General features: G+C 64.0%; 15 protein-coding genes and 1 tRNA gene. 5 read left to right on the top strand and 11 right to left on the bottom strand.

Going from position 1 to position 19458, the window contains the following annotated elements; all coding sequences use genetic code 11:
• Positions 1-26 precede the first annotated feature (26 nt).
• Entirely contained in the window at positions 27-2042 is a 2016-nt protein-coding gene (locus ACFSCT_RS12055; RefSeq protein WP_379143075.1) for a TRAP transporter large permease, read from the bottom strand.
• Positions 2039-2689, bottom strand: coding sequence for a TRAP transporter small permease subunit (locus tag ACFSCT_RS12050; protein WP_379143073.1), 651 nt, complete (start codon positions 2687-2689; stop codon positions 2039-2041). The genes ACFSCT_RS12055 and ACFSCT_RS12050 overlap by 4 nt, the downstream gene beginning before the upstream one ends.
• Before the next feature lie 289 nt (positions 2690-2978).
• Here ACFSCT_RS12050 and ACFSCT_RS12045 point away from each other — a divergent pair, with 289 nt between their 5' ends.
• Both ACFSCT_RS12045 and ACFSCT_RS12040 read left to right on the top strand, forming a co-directional pair.
• Positions 2979-4625: a peptide ABC transporter substrate-binding protein gene (locus ACFSCT_RS12045; RefSeq protein ID WP_379143072.1), complete on the top strand. Its 1647-nt coding sequence runs from the start codon at positions 2979-2981 to the stop codon at positions 4623-4625.
• Between the two features lie 203 nt (positions 4626-4828).
• Positions 4829-6676: an ABC transporter ATP-binding protein gene (locus ACFSCT_RS12040; protein ID WP_379143070.1), complete on the top strand. Its 1848-nt coding sequence runs from the start codon at positions 4829-4831 to the stop codon at positions 6674-6676.
• Positions 6677-6725: 49 nt separating this feature from the next.
• Here ACFSCT_RS12040 and ACFSCT_RS12035 read toward each other — a convergent pair whose 3' ends face one another.
• The 3 genes from ACFSCT_RS12035 to lipA all read right to left on the bottom strand — a co-directional run bounded on the left by ACFSCT_RS12035 (position 6726) and on the right by lipA (position 9221).
• The gene (locus ACFSCT_RS12035; RefSeq protein WP_379143068.1) at positions 6726-7703 is read right to left on the bottom strand and encodes an MrcB family domain-containing protein; all 978 of its coding nucleotides are present in this window, start codon (positions 7701-7703) and stop codon (positions 6726-6728) included.
• Positions 7704-7896: 193 nt separating this feature from the next.
• Positions 7897-7980, bottom strand: a tRNA-Leu gene (locus tag ACFSCT_RS12030).
• Positions 7981-8270: 290 nt separating this feature from the next.
• On the bottom strand, positions 8271-9221 hold the full coding sequence (lipA, locus tag ACFSCT_RS12025; protein WP_379143067.1) for a lipoyl synthase: 951 nt from the start codon (positions 9219-9221) through the stop codon (positions 8271-8273).
• Positions 9222-9353: 132 nt separating this feature from the next.
• Here lipA and ACFSCT_RS12020 point away from each other — a divergent pair, with 132 nt between their 5' ends.
• Complete coding sequence (locus tag ACFSCT_RS12020; RefSeq protein ID WP_379143066.1) at positions 9354-9860, top strand: hypothetical protein; 507 nt, start codon at positions 9354-9356, stop codon at positions 9858-9860.
• A gap of 57 nt (positions 9861-9917) precedes the next feature.
• Here the strand turns inward: ACFSCT_RS12020 and ACFSCT_RS12015 are convergent, their stop codons facing one another.
• On the bottom strand, positions 9918-11195 hold the full coding sequence (locus tag ACFSCT_RS12015) for a DUF6456 domain-containing protein (protein WP_379143064.1): 1278 nt from the start codon (positions 11193-11195) through the stop codon (positions 9918-9920).
• 213 nt (positions 11196-11408) lie between these two features.
• Between ACFSCT_RS12015 and ACFSCT_RS12010 the strand changes: the two genes are divergently transcribed.
• A complete protein-coding gene (locus ACFSCT_RS12010; RefSeq protein WP_379143062.1) occupies positions 11409-11774 on the top strand; it encodes a DUF6477 family protein in 366 nt (121 codons plus the stop codon).
• Here the strand turns inward: ACFSCT_RS12010 and ACFSCT_RS12005 are convergent.
• A complete protein-coding gene (locus ACFSCT_RS12005; protein ID WP_379143060.1) occupies positions 11737-13308 on the bottom strand; it encodes a helicase HerA-like domain-containing protein in 1572 nt (523 codons plus the stop codon). The genes ACFSCT_RS12010 and ACFSCT_RS12005 overlap by 38 nt on opposite strands.
• A gap of 435 nt (positions 13309-13743) precedes the next feature.
• Between ACFSCT_RS12005 and ACFSCT_RS12000 the strand changes: the two genes are divergently transcribed.
• The gene (locus ACFSCT_RS12000; RefSeq protein WP_379143059.1) at positions 13744-14796 is read left to right on the top strand and encodes an invasion associated locus B family protein; all 1053 of its coding nucleotides are present in this window, start codon (positions 13744-13746) and stop codon (positions 14794-14796) included.
• A gap of 91 nt (positions 14797-14887) precedes the next feature.
• Here ACFSCT_RS12000 and ACFSCT_RS11995 read toward each other — a convergent pair whose 3' ends face one another.
• The 4 genes from ACFSCT_RS11995 to ACFSCT_RS11980 form a co-directional block, all read right to left on the bottom strand.
• Positions 14888-16105 carry a beta-ketoacyl-[acyl-carrier-protein] synthase family protein gene (locus tag ACFSCT_RS11995; protein WP_379143150.1) on the bottom strand — a complete coding sequence of 406 codons (1218 nt, stop codon included), beginning with the start codon at positions 16103-16105 and terminating at the stop codon, positions 14888-14890.
• 119 nt (positions 16106-16224) lie between these two features.
• On the bottom strand, positions 16225-16491 hold the full coding sequence (locus ACFSCT_RS11990) for an acyl carrier protein (RefSeq protein ID WP_379143057.1): 267 nt from the start codon (positions 16489-16491) through the stop codon (positions 16225-16227).
• Between the two features lie 14 nt (positions 16492-16505).
• A complete protein-coding gene (locus ACFSCT_RS11985) occupies positions 16506-17612 on the bottom strand; it encodes a UDP-3-O-(3-hydroxymyristoyl)glucosamine N-acyltransferase (RefSeq protein WP_379143055.1) in 1107 nt (368 codons plus the stop codon).
• Positions 17613-17646: 34 nt separating this feature from the next.
• Complete coding sequence (locus ACFSCT_RS11980) at positions 17647-19350, bottom strand: L,D-transpeptidase family protein (RefSeq protein ID WP_379143053.1); 1704 nt, start codon at positions 19348-19350, stop codon at positions 17647-17649.
• Between the last annotated feature and the right edge of the window lie 108 nt (positions 19351-19458).

Genomic DNA, 19458 nt, shown 5'->3' with positions numbered 1-19458 from the left:
AAGGGCGGCCTTGGTGGTTGGCGGGGCTATCCGCCAAGACCCGGCGGCGGCCCCGAAAGCGGGTCCGCAGGAGTGGCAGGTGCCGGGGCCGCAGGTGCCGGTGTCGTGGGGGCTGGCGTGGCCGGGGTTGGCGTTGCAGGCGCGCCACCGAAATTCGGCGGTCCAGCCAGCGGATCGGCAGGCGCCGCCGGGGCCGTGGCACCCGGTGCCGGGGTCGCAGGCGCGCCGCCGAAATTGGGCGGTCCCGCCAGCGGATCGGCCGGAGCAGCGGGCGCAGCAGCACCCGGTGCCGGTGTCGCAGGCGCGCCGCCGAAATTAGGCGGACCGGCCAGCGGATCGGCAGGTGCCGGCGTGGCCGTTCCCGGCGCCGCCCCGCCGCCGAAGTTCGGCGCGCCGAGTTGCTCGAACCCGCCAAATCCGCCCAGACCACCGCCCGAGGGCACCTCGATCTTGACGTTGGACATGTCGACCGGGGCGCCCTTGTAATGCATCACAAGGCCCGGGAACATCATCACCACGGCGATCATCACGATCTGGATGATCACGAAGGGCACCGCGCCCCAATAGATCTGCCCGGTGCGCACCGGCTCCATCCACTCGCCCGTCACGCGGTCCCGATAGCGTTCCCTCGGCGCGACCGAGCGCAGGTAGAACAGCGAGAAACCGAACGGCGGATGCATGAAACTGGTCTGCATGTTCACGCCAAGGATGACGCCGAACCAGATCAGGTCGATGCCAAGCGCCGTCGCCGCCGGTGCCAGCAACGGCACGATGATGAAGGCCAGTTCGAAGAAGTCGAGGAAGAAGGCGAGGAAGAACACCAGCACCGACACCGCGATCAGAAAGCCGTATTCGCCGCCCGGCAGCGAGGTCAGCAGATGCTCGACCCAGATCTGGCCGTTGACCCCGTAGAAGGTCAGCGAAAAGACCCGCGCGCCGATCAGGATGAACATGACAAAGGCCGACAGCCGCGTGGTCGAGGCCAGTGCCTGCTTGATCACGTCAAACGACAGCCGTTTCTTGGTGGCCGCAAGAACCAGCGCGCCGACGGCCCCCATCGCGCCGCCCTCGGTCGGGGTGGCGATGCCAAGAAAGATCGTGCCCAGCACAAGAAAAATCAGCGCCAGCGGCGGGATCAGCACGATGACGACCTGCTGGGCCAGCCGGCTCATCATGTTCAGCCCCAGCGTGCGGTCAAGAAGCGCCGCGATGTAAAGCAGGATGACCGCGATACCGGCGGCGAGTATGTCGGCGTTATCGCCATGCGTGGGGGCCAGCCAGACCCAGGCGGCGTAACCAATGCCCGCGCCGACAAGCAGCGCCACGAACAGCGAGGTGACCCCCTGCCCCAGCGTGCGGACCTCGGGCGGCAGGGCCGGCACCCATTGCGGGCGCACGATGCTCACGATGAAGATATAACCGACGTAAAGCCCGGTCAGGACCAGACCCGGGAACAGCGCGCCCTTGTACATGTCGCCCACGGACCGGCCCAGCTGGTCGGCCAGAACGATCAGCACCAGCGACGGCGGGATGATCTGCGCCAGCGTCCCCGAGGCGGCGATCGCGCCCGCGGCCACCCGGCGGTCATAACCAAAACGCAGCATGATCGGCAGGGAAATCAGGCCCATCGCGATCACCGATGCCGCGACGACGCCGGTGGTTGCCGCCAGAAGCGCGCCCACGAAAATCACCGCATAGGCCAGACCGCCCCGGATCGGGCCGAAAAGCTGGCCGATCGTGTCCAGCAGATCCTCGGCCATGCCCGAGCGTTCCAGCACGATCCCCATAAAGGTGAAGAATGGAATCGCCAATAAGGTCTCATTGGCCATGACCCCGCCGAAGAAGCGGTCCGGAAGCGCGCCGAGCAGATTCCAGTTCAGCGTGATCGTGCCGTTGGATAACGGTGCAAGCTCGACCCCCACAAAGAAGAACAAAAGGCCGCAGGCGGCCAGCGCGAAGGCGACCGGATAGCCGAACAACAGGAACACGATCAGCGACACGAACATGATCGGCGCCATGTTCTGGGCGATAAGTTCGATCATTTGCGCACCTCGGTCCGGGCCGCGGCATCCGAGCGGGGCGCCATTTCAACCATCTGCAATTCGTCCGACACCACCGCATCGCGAATGGCGGCGCCTTCGAGCTCGGCCGCCTCATGCGCCGAAACGAAGGGGTTGGGGTCGGGAATGACGCCGCGCATCACCGCGATCTTCTTGATGATCTCGGATATGCCCTGCAGGGCCAGCAGGAAAAACCCGGCCATCAGCAGCGCCTTGGCGGGCCAGATGATCAGGCCGCCGGCGTTGTTTGACATCTCGCCCGACATATAGGACCGGCGGACCCAAGGATAGAACAGCCACAGCATCAGAAGCGTGAAGGGCATGAGGAAGAACACATGCCCGATCAGGTCGATCCAGTGCTGCACGCGGCGCGACCATAACCCATAGATGATGTCGATCCGGATATGTTCATTCTGCTTCAGCGTATAGGCCGCCGCCAGCAGGAACGCCGCACCGTAAAGATACCATTGCAATTCAAGCCATGCGTTGGATGAGGTGTTCATCGTCTTGCGGATGATGGCGTTCGCGGCGCTGACGATCACCGCGACCAGGATCAACCACGAGACAGATTTGCCGATAAACTCGTTCATGCGGTCAATGAACCGCGACAGGGCCAATAGTCCGCCCATAACTTATCCTCCCCGTTGTAAAATGCCCTCATCCAGATGCGGGCATCCGGCCATTCTTTTCGGGCCGGTCTTATTTTGCTGTCATTGCAGGAAGCGGCACATACGGTCAAGCAGAGCCGGATAGTTTTCTGCGCTGCGGCAGGTGACGCGACGTAAGGCGCATTCGCCGGCATCGGCGGTATCGTGGGCGCAGTTATGTATTATTTGTATGCACTTGGCAAGGCGGCCGGTTTCAGGTGAAAGTCGCGCTGCCCGGCCAGCTCCGGGCCGCGCGCAGCCCGAGGATAGCATGGCCAAGCACAAACGGAATTTCTTTGCCACGGTTTTGCCGGGCGGTGTCTTCTCCTGCGGCGTTTTCGTTCTGGCGGCGATGCCCCCTGCCCCGGCCTTCGCCGTCCAGCCGCAGCCGGGTGAAACGCTGGCCGCCGTTCAGGAATACCGCTATTGGCTGCCCGACGCGATCAAGACGCTTGATCCGCAGATGATCTCGACGCCGGACGAAGGCGATGCCGTCCGCCAGCTTTTCGAGGGGCTGATGAACGAGGATGCGACGGGCGCGCCGGTCCCGGGCGTCGCGGACTCGGTCGATGTGTCGGGCGACGGGCTGACCTATCGTTTTCACCTGCGGCCCGGGGCGAAATGGTCGAACGGCGATCCGGTCACGGCGGATGATTTCGTCTATGCATGGCGGCGGCTGGCGGACCCCGGAACCGCGGCCGAATATGGCGATTTCGTGCTTCTGATGAACCTTGCCAATGCCGAGGCGGTTCAAAAGGGCGATGCCGACCCCGCCGATCTGGGCGTGGCGGCCGTCGATGACCGGACCTTGCAGGTCACGCTGTCCCGGCCCACGCCGTCTTTCCTGACGATGGTGACCAATCCGGTGACCTTTCCGGTTCCGCGCAAAATCATTGAGGCCGCCGGGGCGGGCTGGACGCGGCCCGGCACGCTGGTCGGGAACGGCGCCTATGTTCTAAGCGCGCATGATCTGGCGACCGGTATCGAGATGACGAAAAACCCCGCCTATTGGGATGCGGCGAATGTCGTCATGGCTCGTGTTACGGGCGAGGTCCTCGCCAATCCGCAACAGGCCGTGGACAGGTTCGCGGCCGGAACCCTTGACCGCGCCCCGGTTCCCTTGGGACAGCCGCTTCCCCCCGCCATCAGCGCGCCGGGATCGGTCCAGCGCATTCCCGCGCCCTGCACCTATGCGTTTCTGTTCAATCTGGGCGAAAAAGGTCCGCAAGCGCTGAAAGACGTCCGCGTGCGGGCGGCGCTGTCATATACCTTTCCGCGGGACGAGGTGACGCGCGACATCCTGCAAGGCGCCCCTTATCCGGCTTATAGCTGGACCCACCGGGCCATTCAGGGTGTCGTGATGCCGCCGGTCGACTATGCCGGCTGGACCCAGCCGCAGCGCATCGAACAGGCCCGCGGCCTGCTGACCGAGGCGGGCTTTGGCCCCGAAAACCCGCTGGAACTGACGCTGCGCTTCAACACCGATCCCCTGCACCGCAAAATCGCCGAGGCCGCAGCGCGCGCCTGGCAGCCGCTGGGGGTGAAGCTGTCGCTGGACGATGCCGATTGGCGCCAACAGGCCGAGTGGCTGAGAACCGGCGATTTCCAGATCGCGCGCTATGCGTGGTGCGCCGACTACAATGATGCCGCCTCATTCCTGAACTTCATGACCTCGGACGGCCCGAACCCCGGCGGCTATCGCAACGCCGATTTCGACCGGCTGATGCAGACGGCGCGGACCGCGCCGGACCCGGCGGCGGACTACGGCCAGGCCGAACTGATCCTGTCGCAGGACATGCCGCTGATCCCGGTCTATCACTATGCCCGCGCGACCCTGCTTTCACCCCGCATAAAGGGGGTGTCGCTGCAAAACGCGATGGGACATTGGCTGGCCAAGGACATGTACCGGGTCGAATAAACCCACCGCCCCGCCGCCCCGCCGCTGGGGCCTTGTGAAAGCGCGCGGCGCGGTTCTTATTGCGCTTCATGACAGATCGGCCCGACTCAGACCCTGCGACGCCCGGCCCTGCCGCTTCGGGCGCCCCCGATGCGAAACCCGCCGACGCGAAACCTGCCGACGCGGAACCTGCCGGCCCCGCTGTCCGGACGCGATTGCCGCACATGGACCCCGATCCGCCAAAGACATTCGCGGCGCGATGGGCGGCGATGAAGAACATCCCGCCGTTTCTGGTCATGGTCTGGCACGCCAGCCCTGCGCTGACCGCGGCCACGATCGTCCTGCGGCTTTTGCGGGCGGTCCTGCCGGTCCTGTCGCTTTATATCGGCAAGCTGATCATCGACGAGGTGGTTCTGCTGGCCGGCTATTCCGACGTGCCCCCCACGCTGACCGGATGGGCGCGCGAGGGGCTTCTGAACTATCTGGCGCTTTTGGTGGCGGCCGAGTTCGGCCTTGCCATCCTGTCCGATCTGCTGGGGCGCGGGGTCAGCCTTGTCGACAGCCTGCTGACCGAAAAGCTGACCATCGACATGTCGATGCGGCTGATGGACCACGCCGCCACGCTTGATCTCGAGGATTTCGAGGACGCCGATTTTCAGGACAAGCTGGACCGCGCCCGCCGCCAGTCCAGCGGCCGCATGCCCCTGATGGGGCAGTTGATGGGACAGATACAGGACCTGATCACCGTCGCCACCTTCGCCGCCGGGCTGATCATCTATAACCCGTGGCTGGTGGTCCTGCTGCTTGTCGCGCTGATCCCCGCCTTTCTGGGCGAGGCGCATTTCAACGCGCGTTCGTATACGCTCGATTTCCGCCGCACCCCCGAACGGCGAGAGCTGGATTATGTCCGGCAGGTCGCGGCCAGCGCCGAGACCGCCAAGGAAATCAAGATCTTCGATCTGCACAATTTTCTGGCGGACCGTTATCTGACGCTTTCGCAACGCTTTTACGCCGCGAACCGCCGCATCGCCCAAAGCCGCGCCTTGTGGGGCGCGGTGTTCACCGCCGTCGGCACCATCGGCTATTACGGTGCCTATGCGTGGATCATCGGGCACACCCTGACCGGGATGCTCAGCATCGGCGACCTGACCTTTCTGGCGGGCTCGTTCCGGCGCTTGCGCAGCCTGCTCGAGGGGCTGTTGCAATCTTTCAGTTCCACCGCCGCGCAGGCGCTGTATCTGGACGACCTGTTCGCCTTTTTCGACGTCACCCCCGAAATCACCACGAAACCCGAGGCGATCCCGGTGCCGAGCCCGATCACGGTGGGGTTCGAGTTTCAGGACGTGGGTTTTTACTATCCGGGCTCGAACCGCTGGGCGGTGCGCCATCTGTCATTCACCCTTCACGCGGGCGAAACGCTGGCGCTGGTCGGGGAAAACGGTGCCGGCAAGACCACGCTGGTCAAACTTCTGGCCCGGCTTTACGACCCGGACGAGGGCCGGATTCTGCTGGATGGGCGTGATCTGTGCGATTACGATCTTACCGATCTGCGCGCCAGCATGGGGGTCATCTTTCAGGATTTCGTGCGCTATAACCTGACCGCCGGGGACAATATCGCGGTCGGCCGGATCGGTGCGCGCGATGATTACCCGCGTATAGAGCGCGCCGCCGAACGGGCCTTGGCCGACAAGGTGATCGACAAGCTGCCGCGCGGCTACGACCAGATGATCGGCAAGCGCTTTGCCAACGGGGTCGAACTGTCGGGCGGCGAATGGCAGAAGATCGCCATCGCGCGGGCCTATATGCGCGACGCGCAGGTACTGATCCTGGACGAGCCGACCGCCGCGCTGGACGCCCGTTCCGAATTCGAGGTGTTCGAGCGGTTCAAGGAATTGTCGGAAGGCAAGACTGCGGTCCTGATCTCGCACCGTTTCTCCTCGGTCCGCATGGCCGACCGGATTCTGGTCATGGCGAACGGTCAGATCGAGGCGCAGGGCACGCATCACGAATTGCTGGTGCAGGACGGGCGGTACCGCGAGTTGTACGAGTTGCAGGCGGCAGGGTATCGGTAGGATCGGATTTGTGTTGGTTGGTGGCGATCGGTGTTAGTAATTATCCGGATTAAGAACCGTAATAGGGTACTTCGCGTGCGATCTTAAAACGCAACCTTCGCCGCAGCGTTGAAAGATCAGACGGAGCGTCAATCTTATGAATCATGCGATGGCACGTCGGGCACAGAACCATGAAGTCTTCCGGCACCCGATAACGGCGCGTTTGACCTTCTGCTAGGCCTCGCAGTGGGGCGGCGTGATGAACATCAAGTGGTGCGTCGTAAGCGGGGCCGGTGAATCCATAATCACGCTTGGGATCGAGGCCGCAGCATTCGCAAATGGGCGGCTTGGCCTTTAGCACATCCTTCCGCACCTTGGGTGAACGTTCGATCCGTCGCGAAAGAATATAGCGACGCGTTTCCTCGATATCTTTTCCGTTCGCTTCTTCTTGCATGACCTCGCTTGGCGTTGTTCCACCGCGGTTCACCAGCGCTTCGTAAGCGAGAAGCATTTGATATAAGTCCTTAGCAAGCCGTTCGTTTGTAAGTACGTCGAGTGTATAAGTTGTCCCGAACGAATGACCTGCGACATAGCCGGCTGGAAGGCGAGCTTCCGAGCCGAGATCTATCGGCGCTTCAGAAAAACGCTGTGCAAATTCCGGTACACGATCGGCCATGTCGCGTGCCCTGCGTTTAAGTACATCGCGCCAGCGAGCTGGCCCAAAGTCGTGGTATATGGCCGTGGTTCCTTGGATCATTGAAAGCGTGATCGTTTGCGCGTCTGTATTGATGAGATAGACGACGTAAAATCCCTTGGTCGCAGTGTCCGTGATCAACGGGTCAAAAAACGCCAACCACGGAACAGCGGCCCAACGCGAGTTCCCAACGCTGGCCTTGACAGTCAAATCAAAGGGCCAAAGCGAAATCAGCCTTTTCGCCTCAATAGCGATGTCATGCCTTACAAAATCGCCAAACCTAGATCTTGTGAACGGCTTAGTGCGCTCATAAGCATATTCGGTCGCAAGGCGCGAAAGATAATCGGCGAGCATAGCGTACTCTCGTTAACTATGCTCGCGACCTTACCGGCCTTACCTCCTGGTGCAAGTCCTTTGATTGCGTTGAGATAATTGAGGCGCTGCCTGTTAGCAGCAATTATCTCGAACGTGGCGTTTGAAACGGCTCCAGACCACAATCCGGGGCTTTTTAGGCGTGACGATCGCGCCACCAAATCAGATTATGCGGTGGTACCCGAGGTCGGACTCGAACCGACATGACTTGCGTCGGCGGATTTTGAATCCGCTGCGTCTACCATTCCGCCACTCGGGCCAACAGCGCCGGGATAGCGAGGAATTCGCCCGGCGACAAGGGCCTGCCTGCCATCGGCGCGACAGATTTCGGACCGGGACAATGCCTGCGTTGCATGGGGCGCGGCCGGCGCGCGCGGCGTTGGGTTTGCTGTAAATGCGTGCAACCGCCGCAGGTCCCCTGGCCGAGCGCATGGGGCAGCTTGCCGTTACGCGCGCTGATGAAGCGGCCCGGACGAGATCGCGGCCATTGGGGCGACACGATGCCGCCCCCGTCCGGGAAACTGCCCGGTAACCTGACCGGTCATGCGCCTATGCGTGTCCTAGCTTCGCAAGCCGCGCCTCGCGCAGGCGCGCGAAATCATCGCCGGCGTGATAGCTCGACCGGGTCAGCGGCGTCGCGGAGACCATCAGGAACCCCTTGCCTCGGGCCGATTTCTCGTAGCTCGCGAACTCGTCGGGGGTCACGAAACGGTCGACGCGGTGATGTTTCGAGGTCGGTTGCAGATATTGACCGATGGTCATGAAATCGACATCCGCCGCGCGCATGTCATCCATGACCTGCAAGACCCCCTGCCGATCCTCGCCCAGGCCGACCATGATGCCGGATTTGGTGAACATGGTCGGGTCAAGCTCCTTCACGCGCTGAAGCAGCCGCAGACTGTGGAAATAACGCGCGCCCGGACGCACGGTCGGGTAAAGGCCGGGGACGGTTTCCAGATTGTGGTTGAACACGTCCGGCCGCGCCGCGACGACGATCTCCAACGCCTCGGGGCCGCATTTCAGAAAATCCGGGGTCAGCACCTCGATGGTTGAATCGGGGCTGCGGTGACGGATGGCGCGGATGGTCTGGGCAAAATGCTCGGCGCCGCCATCGTCCAGATCGTCGCGGTCGACCGAGGTGATGACGACATGTTTCAGCCCCAGTTTCTGAACCGCATGGGCGACGCGGCCGGGCTCGAACAGATCCAGCGACTTCGGCTTGCCGGTGATGACGTTGCAGAAGGAACAGCCGCGGGTGCAGATCTCGCCCATGATCATCATGGTGGCGTGGCCCTGGCTCCAGCATTCGCCGACATTGGGGCAGCCGGCTTCCTCGCAGACGGTGGAGAGCTTGTTCTCGCGCAGGATGTCGCGGGTCGCCTTGTAACCCTCGCTGGTCGGCGCCTTGACCCGGATCCAATGCGGTTTTTTCGGCTGTGACTGGTCCGGGCGATGCGCCTTTTCGGGGTGGCGCAGTTGCGGAGGCGGGATTTCGGCCATGCGTGGCACCCTGTTGCGGATCGTTCAGCGTTAAATAGTCGGTCTGACCATGACAATCAACGCAGGCTACCGGGGAACCGCCACCTTTCCAACCCGTTGAAAGGCAAGACATGACAGCATTGCGGGTAAAGCATGAGGCCGGGCGATACGATCAGCGTGAACGACCGCATGCAGCAGGGCTACAGCTATGTGCTCGAGGCGCCGGCGGGGCGCATCGACGACGCAGCGTTCACGCCGCATTTCACCCCGGAACAGATGCTGGAGATGGGGATTTTCGAGGGCAGATATATCAACGATTGCCGCGGAGAGTTTCCCGGAATCTGGTATGAAAGGGCGAAGATCGCCGCAAAACCCGACCCGGCACTGAACTTCTTTGGCGTGAAAAGCCGCCAGCCATTGTCCGAGTGGCGCCGCAAGGGCTGGATCCTCGGGCCGGATCCGCGCGGCTGGTTTCAGTGGTATTGCCGCTATTATCTGGGGCGTCGCCTGCCGGAGGTGGATCGCAGACAGATCGGGCGCTGGCGTGCATTTCGCCGCCATGCCGCGCAGGTCAAGGCGAATTGCGATCAGAATGATCTGTCCTGCCGCCCGCGTCAGCGGCAGGCCCTGCTGCAATGGTCATATGACTGTATGATTTAGTCCTTCGCGCGATGACCGCGCGGAATATGGGGCGCGCTCCCGCCTGAGGCCGGCGCATCAGCCGATCATGCGCGCCCCGTTCCCATATTGCTCGCGATAGTGCCGTTCCAGCCGGATCAGCCCAAGCCGCAGCACGATCTTGCCCGAGCGCGCCGACCAGCCAAGCCGCTGTTCGGTCGCCTCGATCCCTTCCAGAAAGCAGCAGACGCGCAGCACGACGTCGCCCATGCCCGGCCCCAATTCGCGCAGCGCCGCCGCCACGCGGTCGCGCGCCGCCTCGGACCCGCCCATCCGGCGCGACGGGGCAAAGCCGCCCCGGTCCGCGCCGGCGGTCAGAAAACGGTCCCAGTCCTGGGTGATCCGTGGTCCCATCTGGGCCAGTTCGAAATCCTCGCGCAGCCGTTCGCCGGCCGCGACAAGATCAGGCCCCAGAAACGGCGAGCCGTCCTTTTCCCGGCGCCGCGCCATAAGCATCATCGGGCTTTCGGCGATATTGACGCGAACCCGGCGCCGGATGCCGGTTTCGGGGTCCGAAATGGTGCGCGGTTCGTACTGGCGATGCGCCTCGGCATGCGGATTGACGAAAGCCGCGGCGGCTTCGTGCAGACCTTCGGGTGCGACCGGCGCGGCATCGGTCAGGTCGCAGGGATAAGCGGCGACGCCCGCCCCCCCGCGCAACATCGCCCGAAGCCGGTCGCGCCCGGCCGGGGTCAGCACATAGCGCGCGATCCGGCCCGGCGTCTGCATGACGATCAGCCCCTGAAGCGCAAGATTTTCGGCCATGCTGCGATCCAGTATCGCGGTGCGCATGTCGTGGCGGGTGACGATGGCCCGGTCCATGTTGGCCGCGACCGCCATCACCGCCCCCGGCTCGGCAAGACGCCGCAGCACCCGGCGCAACTGGCTTTCGGCCTCGGCGGTGCTGCGGGCCGTGGTCAGTGTGCTGTCGGTCAGTTCGGAAACCGCGCGGTCCAGAAGCGGATCCTCGTCGCGGCGCTCCTCGAACCGGCGGATGCGGCGCAGGATGGTCGAGGCGTGGCAGCCCTGTTCACGGGCGATCGCCCGGATCGTTTCGCCACCTTCGACGTGGCGCACGTAAAGCCGCGCATCCTCGGGCAGATCATCGGTATAGCCGTCCTTCCGAGTGACCTTCTCCGGCGGTTCGGCGGCAATTCGGCGCCCGTTCTGGGCGGTGATCCGGGTGGTCATCTCGGCGACCGACGACGACGCCGATCCCCACCGATCGGTTAACGCGGCGGCGAAATTGTTAAGGTTGCCCTCTGCGATTCTGCCGAGGCTCGGATCAGCCGAGAAATCGCCTTTCAACATGGTCATTTCAGTTCCTTTTCTGGGGCAATCGCAGCGCGCCCCGCTTCTACTAGAGGTTGTTCGCGGGGCCGCAATCGGGGTCGCGATACCGTCACTGACGGCACTATTCCCTAATAAATTATAAAGATTTGTTGTTATTGCGTGCGCCTCAACAGCAATATCAGCAACACACCTTAAAGTTGTATAAACCTGCATTTGTCTAACAGCAGGATTCCCGAAATGATGCTCTCGAACGTGATAGAATTCAGGACCGGACGCCCGGTCGGACAGTCCGAAACCATCCGTCGCCCGGGCGCGCTGATCCGCGCCGCGCGGCACGGGTTAGAGCTGTGGCAGCGTGGCCGCGATCTGCGCCGGGTGCTGCGCAGCGACGATCTGCCGGCGGTCGGCGCCGCGCTGCCCCGGCTGATCGTCGATGAGGCGCGCATGGACGAGGCGCGGCGCGACGGCGCGGCCGATTACGACCTGCGCCGCCACGTCCTGTTGCTGGTGGCGATCCTGGCCGAGCGTCGCGATGCGCAGAATGCGACCGCGATGCCGCCGATGGTCATTTGCCCCGAAACAGCGATCCGAGCACACCTCTGATCAGGGCCTGCCCCGATTTGGTGCCCAACTGCCGCGCAAGGCTTTTGCCGAAGGTCGTGGCGATCGAATCGCTGTTGGACCGCCGGCCGCCGCTTGACCCGTTTCGACTGCGCGGCATTTCCTGCTGCGGGTCATAGCGGCGGGCACGCGAATAGGATTCGGTTTTGACATCCCAAAGGCTGTCATCCTTTTTCGCTTCTTCGGCGCTGGCGGCGGCGGCCTCGGCCTTTTTCGCCAGCAACTCCTGCGCCGATTCGCGGTCGACCTGCTTGTCGTATTTCGCACCCATCGGTGATTGCGCCATGATCTCGGCGCGCTCGGCGTCGGTGATCGGGCCAAGCTGGGATTGCGGCGGCCGAATCAAGGTCCGTTGGGCGATGCCGGGCACGCCTTTCGCCTCGAGGAACGAGGTCACCGCTTCGCCGGTGCCGACATCGCGTATGGCATCGGCAATATCAAAGGCCGGGTTCGGGCGATAGTTTTCGGCCGCCATCCGCAATGCCTTCTGATCCTTGGCGGTAAAGGCCCGCAGCGCGTGCTGCACCCGGTTACCAAGCTGGCCGAGAATGTTTTCGGGCACGTCGGCCGGGTTCTGGGTGATAAACCACAGGCTGACACCTTTCGACCGGATCAGCCGCGCCACCTGCTCGACCTTGGCGACCAGCGCATCGGGGGCGCCGTTGAACAACAGATGCGCCTCGTCAAAGAAGAACGCGACCTTGGGTTTGTCCGGGTCGCCGACCTCGGGCAATTGCTCGAACAGTTCCGACATCAGCCACAGCAGAAAGGTCGCGTAAAGCCGGGGCGAGTTGATCAACCTGTCCGAGGCAAGGATGTTCACCATCCCCTTGCCCGAGGCGTCCAGCCGCATGATATCGGACAATTCCAGCGCCGGTTCCCCGAACAGGTTCAGACCGCCTTCATTTTCAAGGACCAGCAACTGGCGCTGAATCGCGCCCACCGACGCGGCCGAGACATTGCCGTATTTCAGGCCAAGTTCCTTGGCATTTTCCCCGACCCAGACCAGCATCGCCTGCAGGTCCTTCAGATCCAGAAGCGCCAGCCCCTGTTCATCCGCGACGCGGAAGGCGATGTTCAGCACCCCCTCCTGCGCCTCGGTCAGATCCATCAGCCGGGCCAGCAGCAGCGGCCCCATCTCGGCCGGGGTGGTGCGGACCGGATGCCCGCTTTGCCCCCAAATGTCCCAGAAGGTCACCGGGAACTTCTGATACTCAAGCGGCATTCCGATGGTTTCCGACCGCTTCTGAAAGGCGTCGTTCAGCTTGCCGTTGGGATCGCCGGCTTTCGCGATGCCGGCCAGATCGCCCTTCACGTCGGCCATGAACACCGGCACGCCGGCGGTCGAGAATGATTCGGCCAGCGTTTGAAGGGTGACGGTTTTCCCCGTCCCCGTAGCCCCCGCGATCATCCCGTGGCGGTTGCCGAATTTCAGCAGCAGAATTTCGGGATCGGCGTAATTCTCGCCCCCGCCGCCCACGAAAACCGTTCCTTCATCCAGATCGACAACAGCCATGTCCGTCCCTTATCCCTTGAATTCTGCGTCTTGCGCCGGACCGGCGCGCGCCGTGACAATACATTCTTAACCGTCATTTGGCATAGTGAAGTTGTTCCGGGGCGTCATTCCGCCGCCCGGAACGCTTCCTCCCTGACTGAACGACTGGCCGCGCCGATCCGGTGCGGCCTTTTTCGTTTTGGTTGACGCCTCAACAATCTGCGATTAGCTTCGCCACAATAAAGACCGGCCAGTCCGGCGGGGAGTGAAGAAGTCGAAAGGGTCGGGTCATTGCCCGGCCCTTTTTCCTTAACCGGCCGAGACGGCGGGAGATACAGGCCGGAGATTCAGGCGGCAGATTCAAACGCAAAGTTGAAATCCCGGCGCCGCTGGTGGTCCTGACATTCCCGATCGCCCGTGATATGCCCCCAGAACATGACCAAAGGATAAGTGACCATGGTGCCCAAAACCCAGACTGCGATCGTTGCCGCCGCCCTGGCGCTGGCATTGCCTGCGTTCAGTGCTTTTGCACAGACCGCCGCGCCGGAAACGCCCCCCGCGGTGCCGCCGGCAGCCGCAGCGCAGGACGCTGCTTCCGATGCGGCGAAAGACGCCGCCGATGCAGCCGCCAAGGCCGCCGACAGCGCCGCCGGTGCGGTGAAGGATGCGACCGACGCAGCCTCGGATGCCGCGAAATCCGCCGCTGATGCCGCCGCCGACGCCGCGAAAGCAGCAACGGACGGCACCACCCCCGCCGCTCCTGCCGACGCCGCCCCGGCCGACGCTGCGGCCACACCCGCTGCACCCGCCGACACCACCGGCGCGACCGATGCCCCGGCGGCACCTGCGGCAACCGATGCGCCTGCCGCGACCGACGCGCCTGCCGCGACCACGGGCACCCCGGCCGCCGGTGCGACGCCCGCGCCCGCCGCGAATGCCGAACCTCAGGTCGGCCAGCCCTATGCCAAGGAAACCCAGGGCGACTGGACGGTGCGCTGCGTCAAGACCGCCGACGGCAATGATCCGTGCGAGCTGTTCCAGCTTCTGAAAGACAGCGACAACAACCCCGTCGCCGAATTCTCGGTTCTGCCGGTCAAGATGGATCAGGCTGTTGCCGGCGCCACCATCATCACCCCGCTGGAGACCGATCTTCAGCGCGGCATCGTGATGAAAGTGGACAGCAGCGAAGCCCGCATCTATCCGTTCAGCGTCTGCGCGCCGGTCGGCTGCGTGGCGCGTCTGGGCGTGACCGCGCCGCAACTGGCCGAGCTGAAGCGCGGCAATGGCGCGCTGATCACGATCCATCCCTATGGCGCGCCGCCGGATCAGTCCGTCGGTCTGAACCTGTCGCTGAAGGGCTTCACCGCCGGCTGGGCCGCGCTGGAAAAGATCGTGGCCGAAACCCCGGCCCCGGCTGCCTCTGCTCCGGCCACCGCTGCACCGGCGACCCCCGCCGCGCCGGCGACACCCGCGACCCCTCCGGCCCCGGCCCCCGCCCCGGCAAATTAAGCGTCGCGGCGCGAAGCCATCAAACCGGAAAGGCCGCCCCACCCGGGCGGCCTTTTTCATCCGATCATGCGGGTGGTCGTGCGGGTTGGTTTCAGACCTTGCGCAACGCCAGAACCGCGTTCAGCCCGCCGAAAGCGAAAGCGTTGCTCAGCACCGCGTGGACCCGCGCCTCGCGCGCCGTATTCGGCACCACGTCCAGCGCGCATTCGGGGTCGTATTCCTCAAACCCGATGGTCGGCGCGATCACGCCCTCGCGCAGCGCCATGATGCAGGCCAGCAGCTCGACCGCGCCCGTGCCCCCGATCAGATGACCGTGCATGGATTTCGTGGACGAGATCATCAGCCGGTCGGCATGGGATCCGAAGGCATGGGCGACGGCCGCGCATTCGGTCTTGTCATTGGCGGCGGTTCCGGTGCCGTGGGCGTTGATATAGCCGATCTGGTCCGGGTTCATCCCGGCGCTGAGCATGGCGCCCAGAATAGCCCGCTCGGCCCCAAGCGCCGAGGGCATGACGATGTCCTGCGCGTCCGACGACATCGCGAATCCCGCGACCTCGGCCAGAATATCGGCGCCGCGCAGGCGCGCATGCTCATATTCCTCGAACACGAAGATGCCCGCGCCTTCGCCCTGCACCATGCCGTTGCGGTTGGCTGAAAACGGCCGGCAGGCATCCTTGGACATGACCCGCAGACCTTCCCACGCCTTGACCCCGCCAAAGCACAGCATCGATTCCGAACCGCCGGTCAGCATGACCGACGCGGCGCCGGATGAGATCATCTGATAAGCAAGCCCCATCGCGTGGTTGGAGCTTGCGCAGGCCGTCGCCACGCTGAAACTGGGGCCGTGCAGCCCGTATTCCATGCTGACATGGCTGGCGGCGGCATTGTTCATCAGCTTCGGCACCACGAAGGGATGCACCCGGTTCTTCTGTTCCTCGTAGACGGTGCGATAATTCTCGTCCCAGGTGTTCACGCCGCCCGCCGCCGTGCCCAAGACGACCCCGCTGCGCAAGCCCAGATCGCCGTCGAAGATCAGCCCCGACTGCTCGACCGCCTGTGCGGCCGCAAGCAGCGTGAACTGGGTGAACTTGTCGTAAAGCGAAATCTGCTGGCGGTTGAAGTAGCTCTCGGGGTTCCAGTTATGGACCTGCGCGCCGATCTTGATGGCGAGCCGCCCGACATCGCAGAAATCCAGTTGCGATATGCCGCAGCGCCCCTCGCGGAAGGCGGCGAAGGTCTGGGCGACGTCGTGGCCAAGCGCGTTGATCGTCCCGGCGCCGGTGATCACCACCCGCCGCTTGCCGCGCATGCCGGGATAGATCGCCTTGCCGATCATGGCGCGGGCCAGCGCGGCCGCCTTTTTCACCTTGCCGGATTTCTTCAGCTTCGGTGGTTTGTCGGCCTTGTCGCCCTTGGACTTCTTCGCCTTCATGCGGCGTTTTCCGCCACCAGCTTTTCGGCCGCCGCGACGATGGTGCCAAGCGTCGAGATGTCGAAATCCGATTTCTCAGGCTCATTGGCGTTGAACGGGATCTGGATGTCGAATTCTTCCTCGATCGCGAAAATCGTCTCGACCAGACCCAGGCTGTCTATGCCCAGTTCGGCCGGAGTCATGTCGTCATGCAGATCCGACGGGTCCATCAGCGCCTGTTCGGCGATGATGTTGATGATGCGTTGCTTGATTGTGTCTGACATTCGGGAACCTCCGTTCACGCCTTATCCATCAGTTTTGTAACGGCTTCCTGAAGCTTTGCGACCTGCGCGTAAAGTCTTGGCAGGCGGCGGATGTTCTTTTGGGCCTCGACATGGGTTTCCATCTTAACCGCCGGACTGCCAAGGATCACCCGGCCGGCCGGCGCGTTGGTGAAAATCTTGGTCGCACCGCCGGCGATGACGTCATCGCCGACGAAGATATTGTCGCTGACCCCGCATTGCCCGCCCAGCACCACCCGGTCACCGATCCGCGCCGATCCCGCGATGCCGACCTGTCCGCACAGCAGCGTATCGCGGCCGACCGTCACGTTGTGCCCGATATGGACAAGGTTATCCAGCTTGGTGCCCCGGCCGATCGAGGTCGCGCGGATGGTCCCGCGGTCGATGGCGCTGTTGGCGCCGATCTCGACATCATCGGCGATCTCCACCCCGCCAAGCGAGTGGATGCGGATCCAGCTTTGGCCGGTGGTGGAGCCGTCCCGCGCCCCCAGCGTCTCGCGGATTTCCTCGACGCCCGATTTCTCGGCGGTGACAAAGGAAAACCCGTCCGAGCCGATCACCGCGCCCGATTGCGCGATGAACCGCTGGCCGATGGTAACGCCATGGGCGATGCGCACGCCGGGGTGGATCAGTGCGTCGACGCCGATGCGGGTTCCGGCGCCGATGCTGACATGGCTGCCGATCCGCGCGCCGGCGCCGACCTCGACCCCCGGGCCGATGGTGGTGAACGGTCCGATGGCGTGGCCCGGGCCGATCTTGGCCGAAGGGTCGATGATCGCGGTCGGATGAATGCCGGGCACGACCGGCAATCCGGGGTCGAAGGTGCGGGTCAGCCCGGCCATGACAAGGCGGGGACGCGGGGCGATGATCACCGCGCGCAGCCCAAGCGCGCGCCAGTCGATATCTTCGGAAAGGATCGCGGCTTCCGCCCGCGACCCGACCAGCCTTTCGGCATAGGCCGGCTGCATCGCCAAAGCGATCTGGCCGGCTTCGGCCTTGCCGGGTTCCGCCGCGCCGGTGATGATCAGGTTCAGATCACCCTCGGCCCGCGCATTCAGCGCCTTGGCAAGGTCGCCGACCGTGACTTGCGTCGATTTGGACATTCCGCGTCTCGTCTGCCTTACATACAGGCAGCATCTAGTCGGTCGCGTCCGCCGTTTCCACCCCATCCAGCTGCCGGATCACCGGCAAAGGCTTCGCCGCCGCCTGCAACGCGGCGTAAATGCGCGCATCGCGCCCGTAAATATCGCTGAAATACTGGATCTGGCCGGCGTCGTTCGGGAAGGCGGTGAAATAGACCAGATGCACCGGCACCTCGGGTTCCAGATGCAGATAGGTCTCGCGCCCGGTCGCCAGCGCCTTGTTGAACATGGCCTCGGGGTTCGGGGTCTGCTTGGACAACAGGACCGCCGCCAGATCGCGGGGGTCGGCGACCCGGATGCAGCCATGCGAATAGGCCCGCACATTGTTGCCGAACAGCGATTTCGTCGGCGTGTCGTGCAGATAGATGTTCCACGGGTTCGGGAAGATGAACTTCACGATCCCCAGCGCATTGTCGTCGCTTGGCTTCTGGCGCATCCGATAGGGGAAATTCGAGGCCGTATAGCGGCCAAAGTCGATCTGCGAGCGGGGAATGACGCGGCCGCGCGAATCGACCACATCCAGTTGCGACACCGCGTTCCGGTTGGCCTGAAGGCGCGGCAGATATTCCTTGATGGTGATCGAGCGCGGCACGTTCCAGCGCGGGTTGACCACCACATATTCCATCATGTCCGAGAACTCCGGCGTGCGCCGGTCATCATCGGTCGAGCCGACGACGGTGCGGGTCTTGAACACCTCCTGGCCGTTCTCGATGATGCGGGCGTTGTACTCGGTCAGGTTCACCCAGACATAACGCTCGCCCAGATCAAGCCCGTTCATCCAGCGCATGCGTTCCATCGCGACAAGGATCGCGTTCAGATGCGGACCGGCGCCCGCCTTGCCGTTCAGCCGGTTGACGGTCTTGGGGCCGGCCACGCCATCCTCGGGAAGTCCGGCCTTTTTCTGATAGGCCATTACGGCAAGCGCCAGCCCCTGATCGAAGACATCGGGTTCGGGCACATCCGCCGCCAGACCAAGCGCCACCAGCCGCGCCCGCAGCGCCGCCACAGCGGGCCCTTGCATGCCGATCCGCCATGTCCCGGCCGGAACCTCGGGCAAATCGGCGGGCATGCCGCCATCGGTCATGCGGCGCATCGCGTCTTCCAGCGCCAGATAGCGCGAATCGGTCGGCACCAGTGCCGCCAGCGTCTGGCCGGGATCGGGGGCCGCCGCAAAATCGCTGAGCACATTGGCGACGTTCTTGCGCGGGACCGCGCGCTTGATGCCGCTGTCCACCGCGCCAGGGTTCAGGATCCCGGTCGAGACGTCCTGCACATAGGCGGCGAAGACCTGCGACAGCACCGTTTCCAGCCGCAGCCGGTCGGCGGAGGTCCGGGTTTCGGCGACCGCGCGCTTCAGCCGCGCGACGTCGTAACGGCTGACCGGCACCCCATGCGCGCCGGCCTTGGACAGCGCATCGAAAAGCGCCTCTTGCCGCGCCGTTGCCTCGGCCGAACCGCTCCAGATCATCTGGCGCCCGTTTTCGCCATAGAATCGGGCAACGCCGGGGTTGGCGGCGACGACGCCGGCCAGCGCGCGTTCCTCGGCCGTGAAATCCAGCCGGGGTGCGGGATAACCGGGCGCGGTCGTCGCCTCAGGGCCAGCAATTGCTGGGGTTACCAGCGAAAACGAGGTCACCGCCGCAGTCACAGCCCCGAGAAGTCGCGTGATCACCTGCACGCCGCGCGTGTTACCGCTCATTTGTCCATCACTCCTGCCCCGCCCCGGTCTGTCGCCGATTCGCGGTTGGTTCCAGTAGCCTTTGGGCGGCGCGCAAGCACAATCCCATTGGCCGGAATCCCGGGAAAA

This window comes from Paracoccus pacificus (genome assembly GCF_042680785.1).
In the GTDB taxonomy this organism is placed as follows: Bacteria; Pseudomonadota; Alphaproteobacteria; order Rhodobacterales; family Rhodobacteraceae; genus Paracoccus; species Paracoccus pacificus.
Note: the sequence above shows the minus strand (reverse complement) of the source record. Positions and strands in the feature narration are given on the sequence as shown.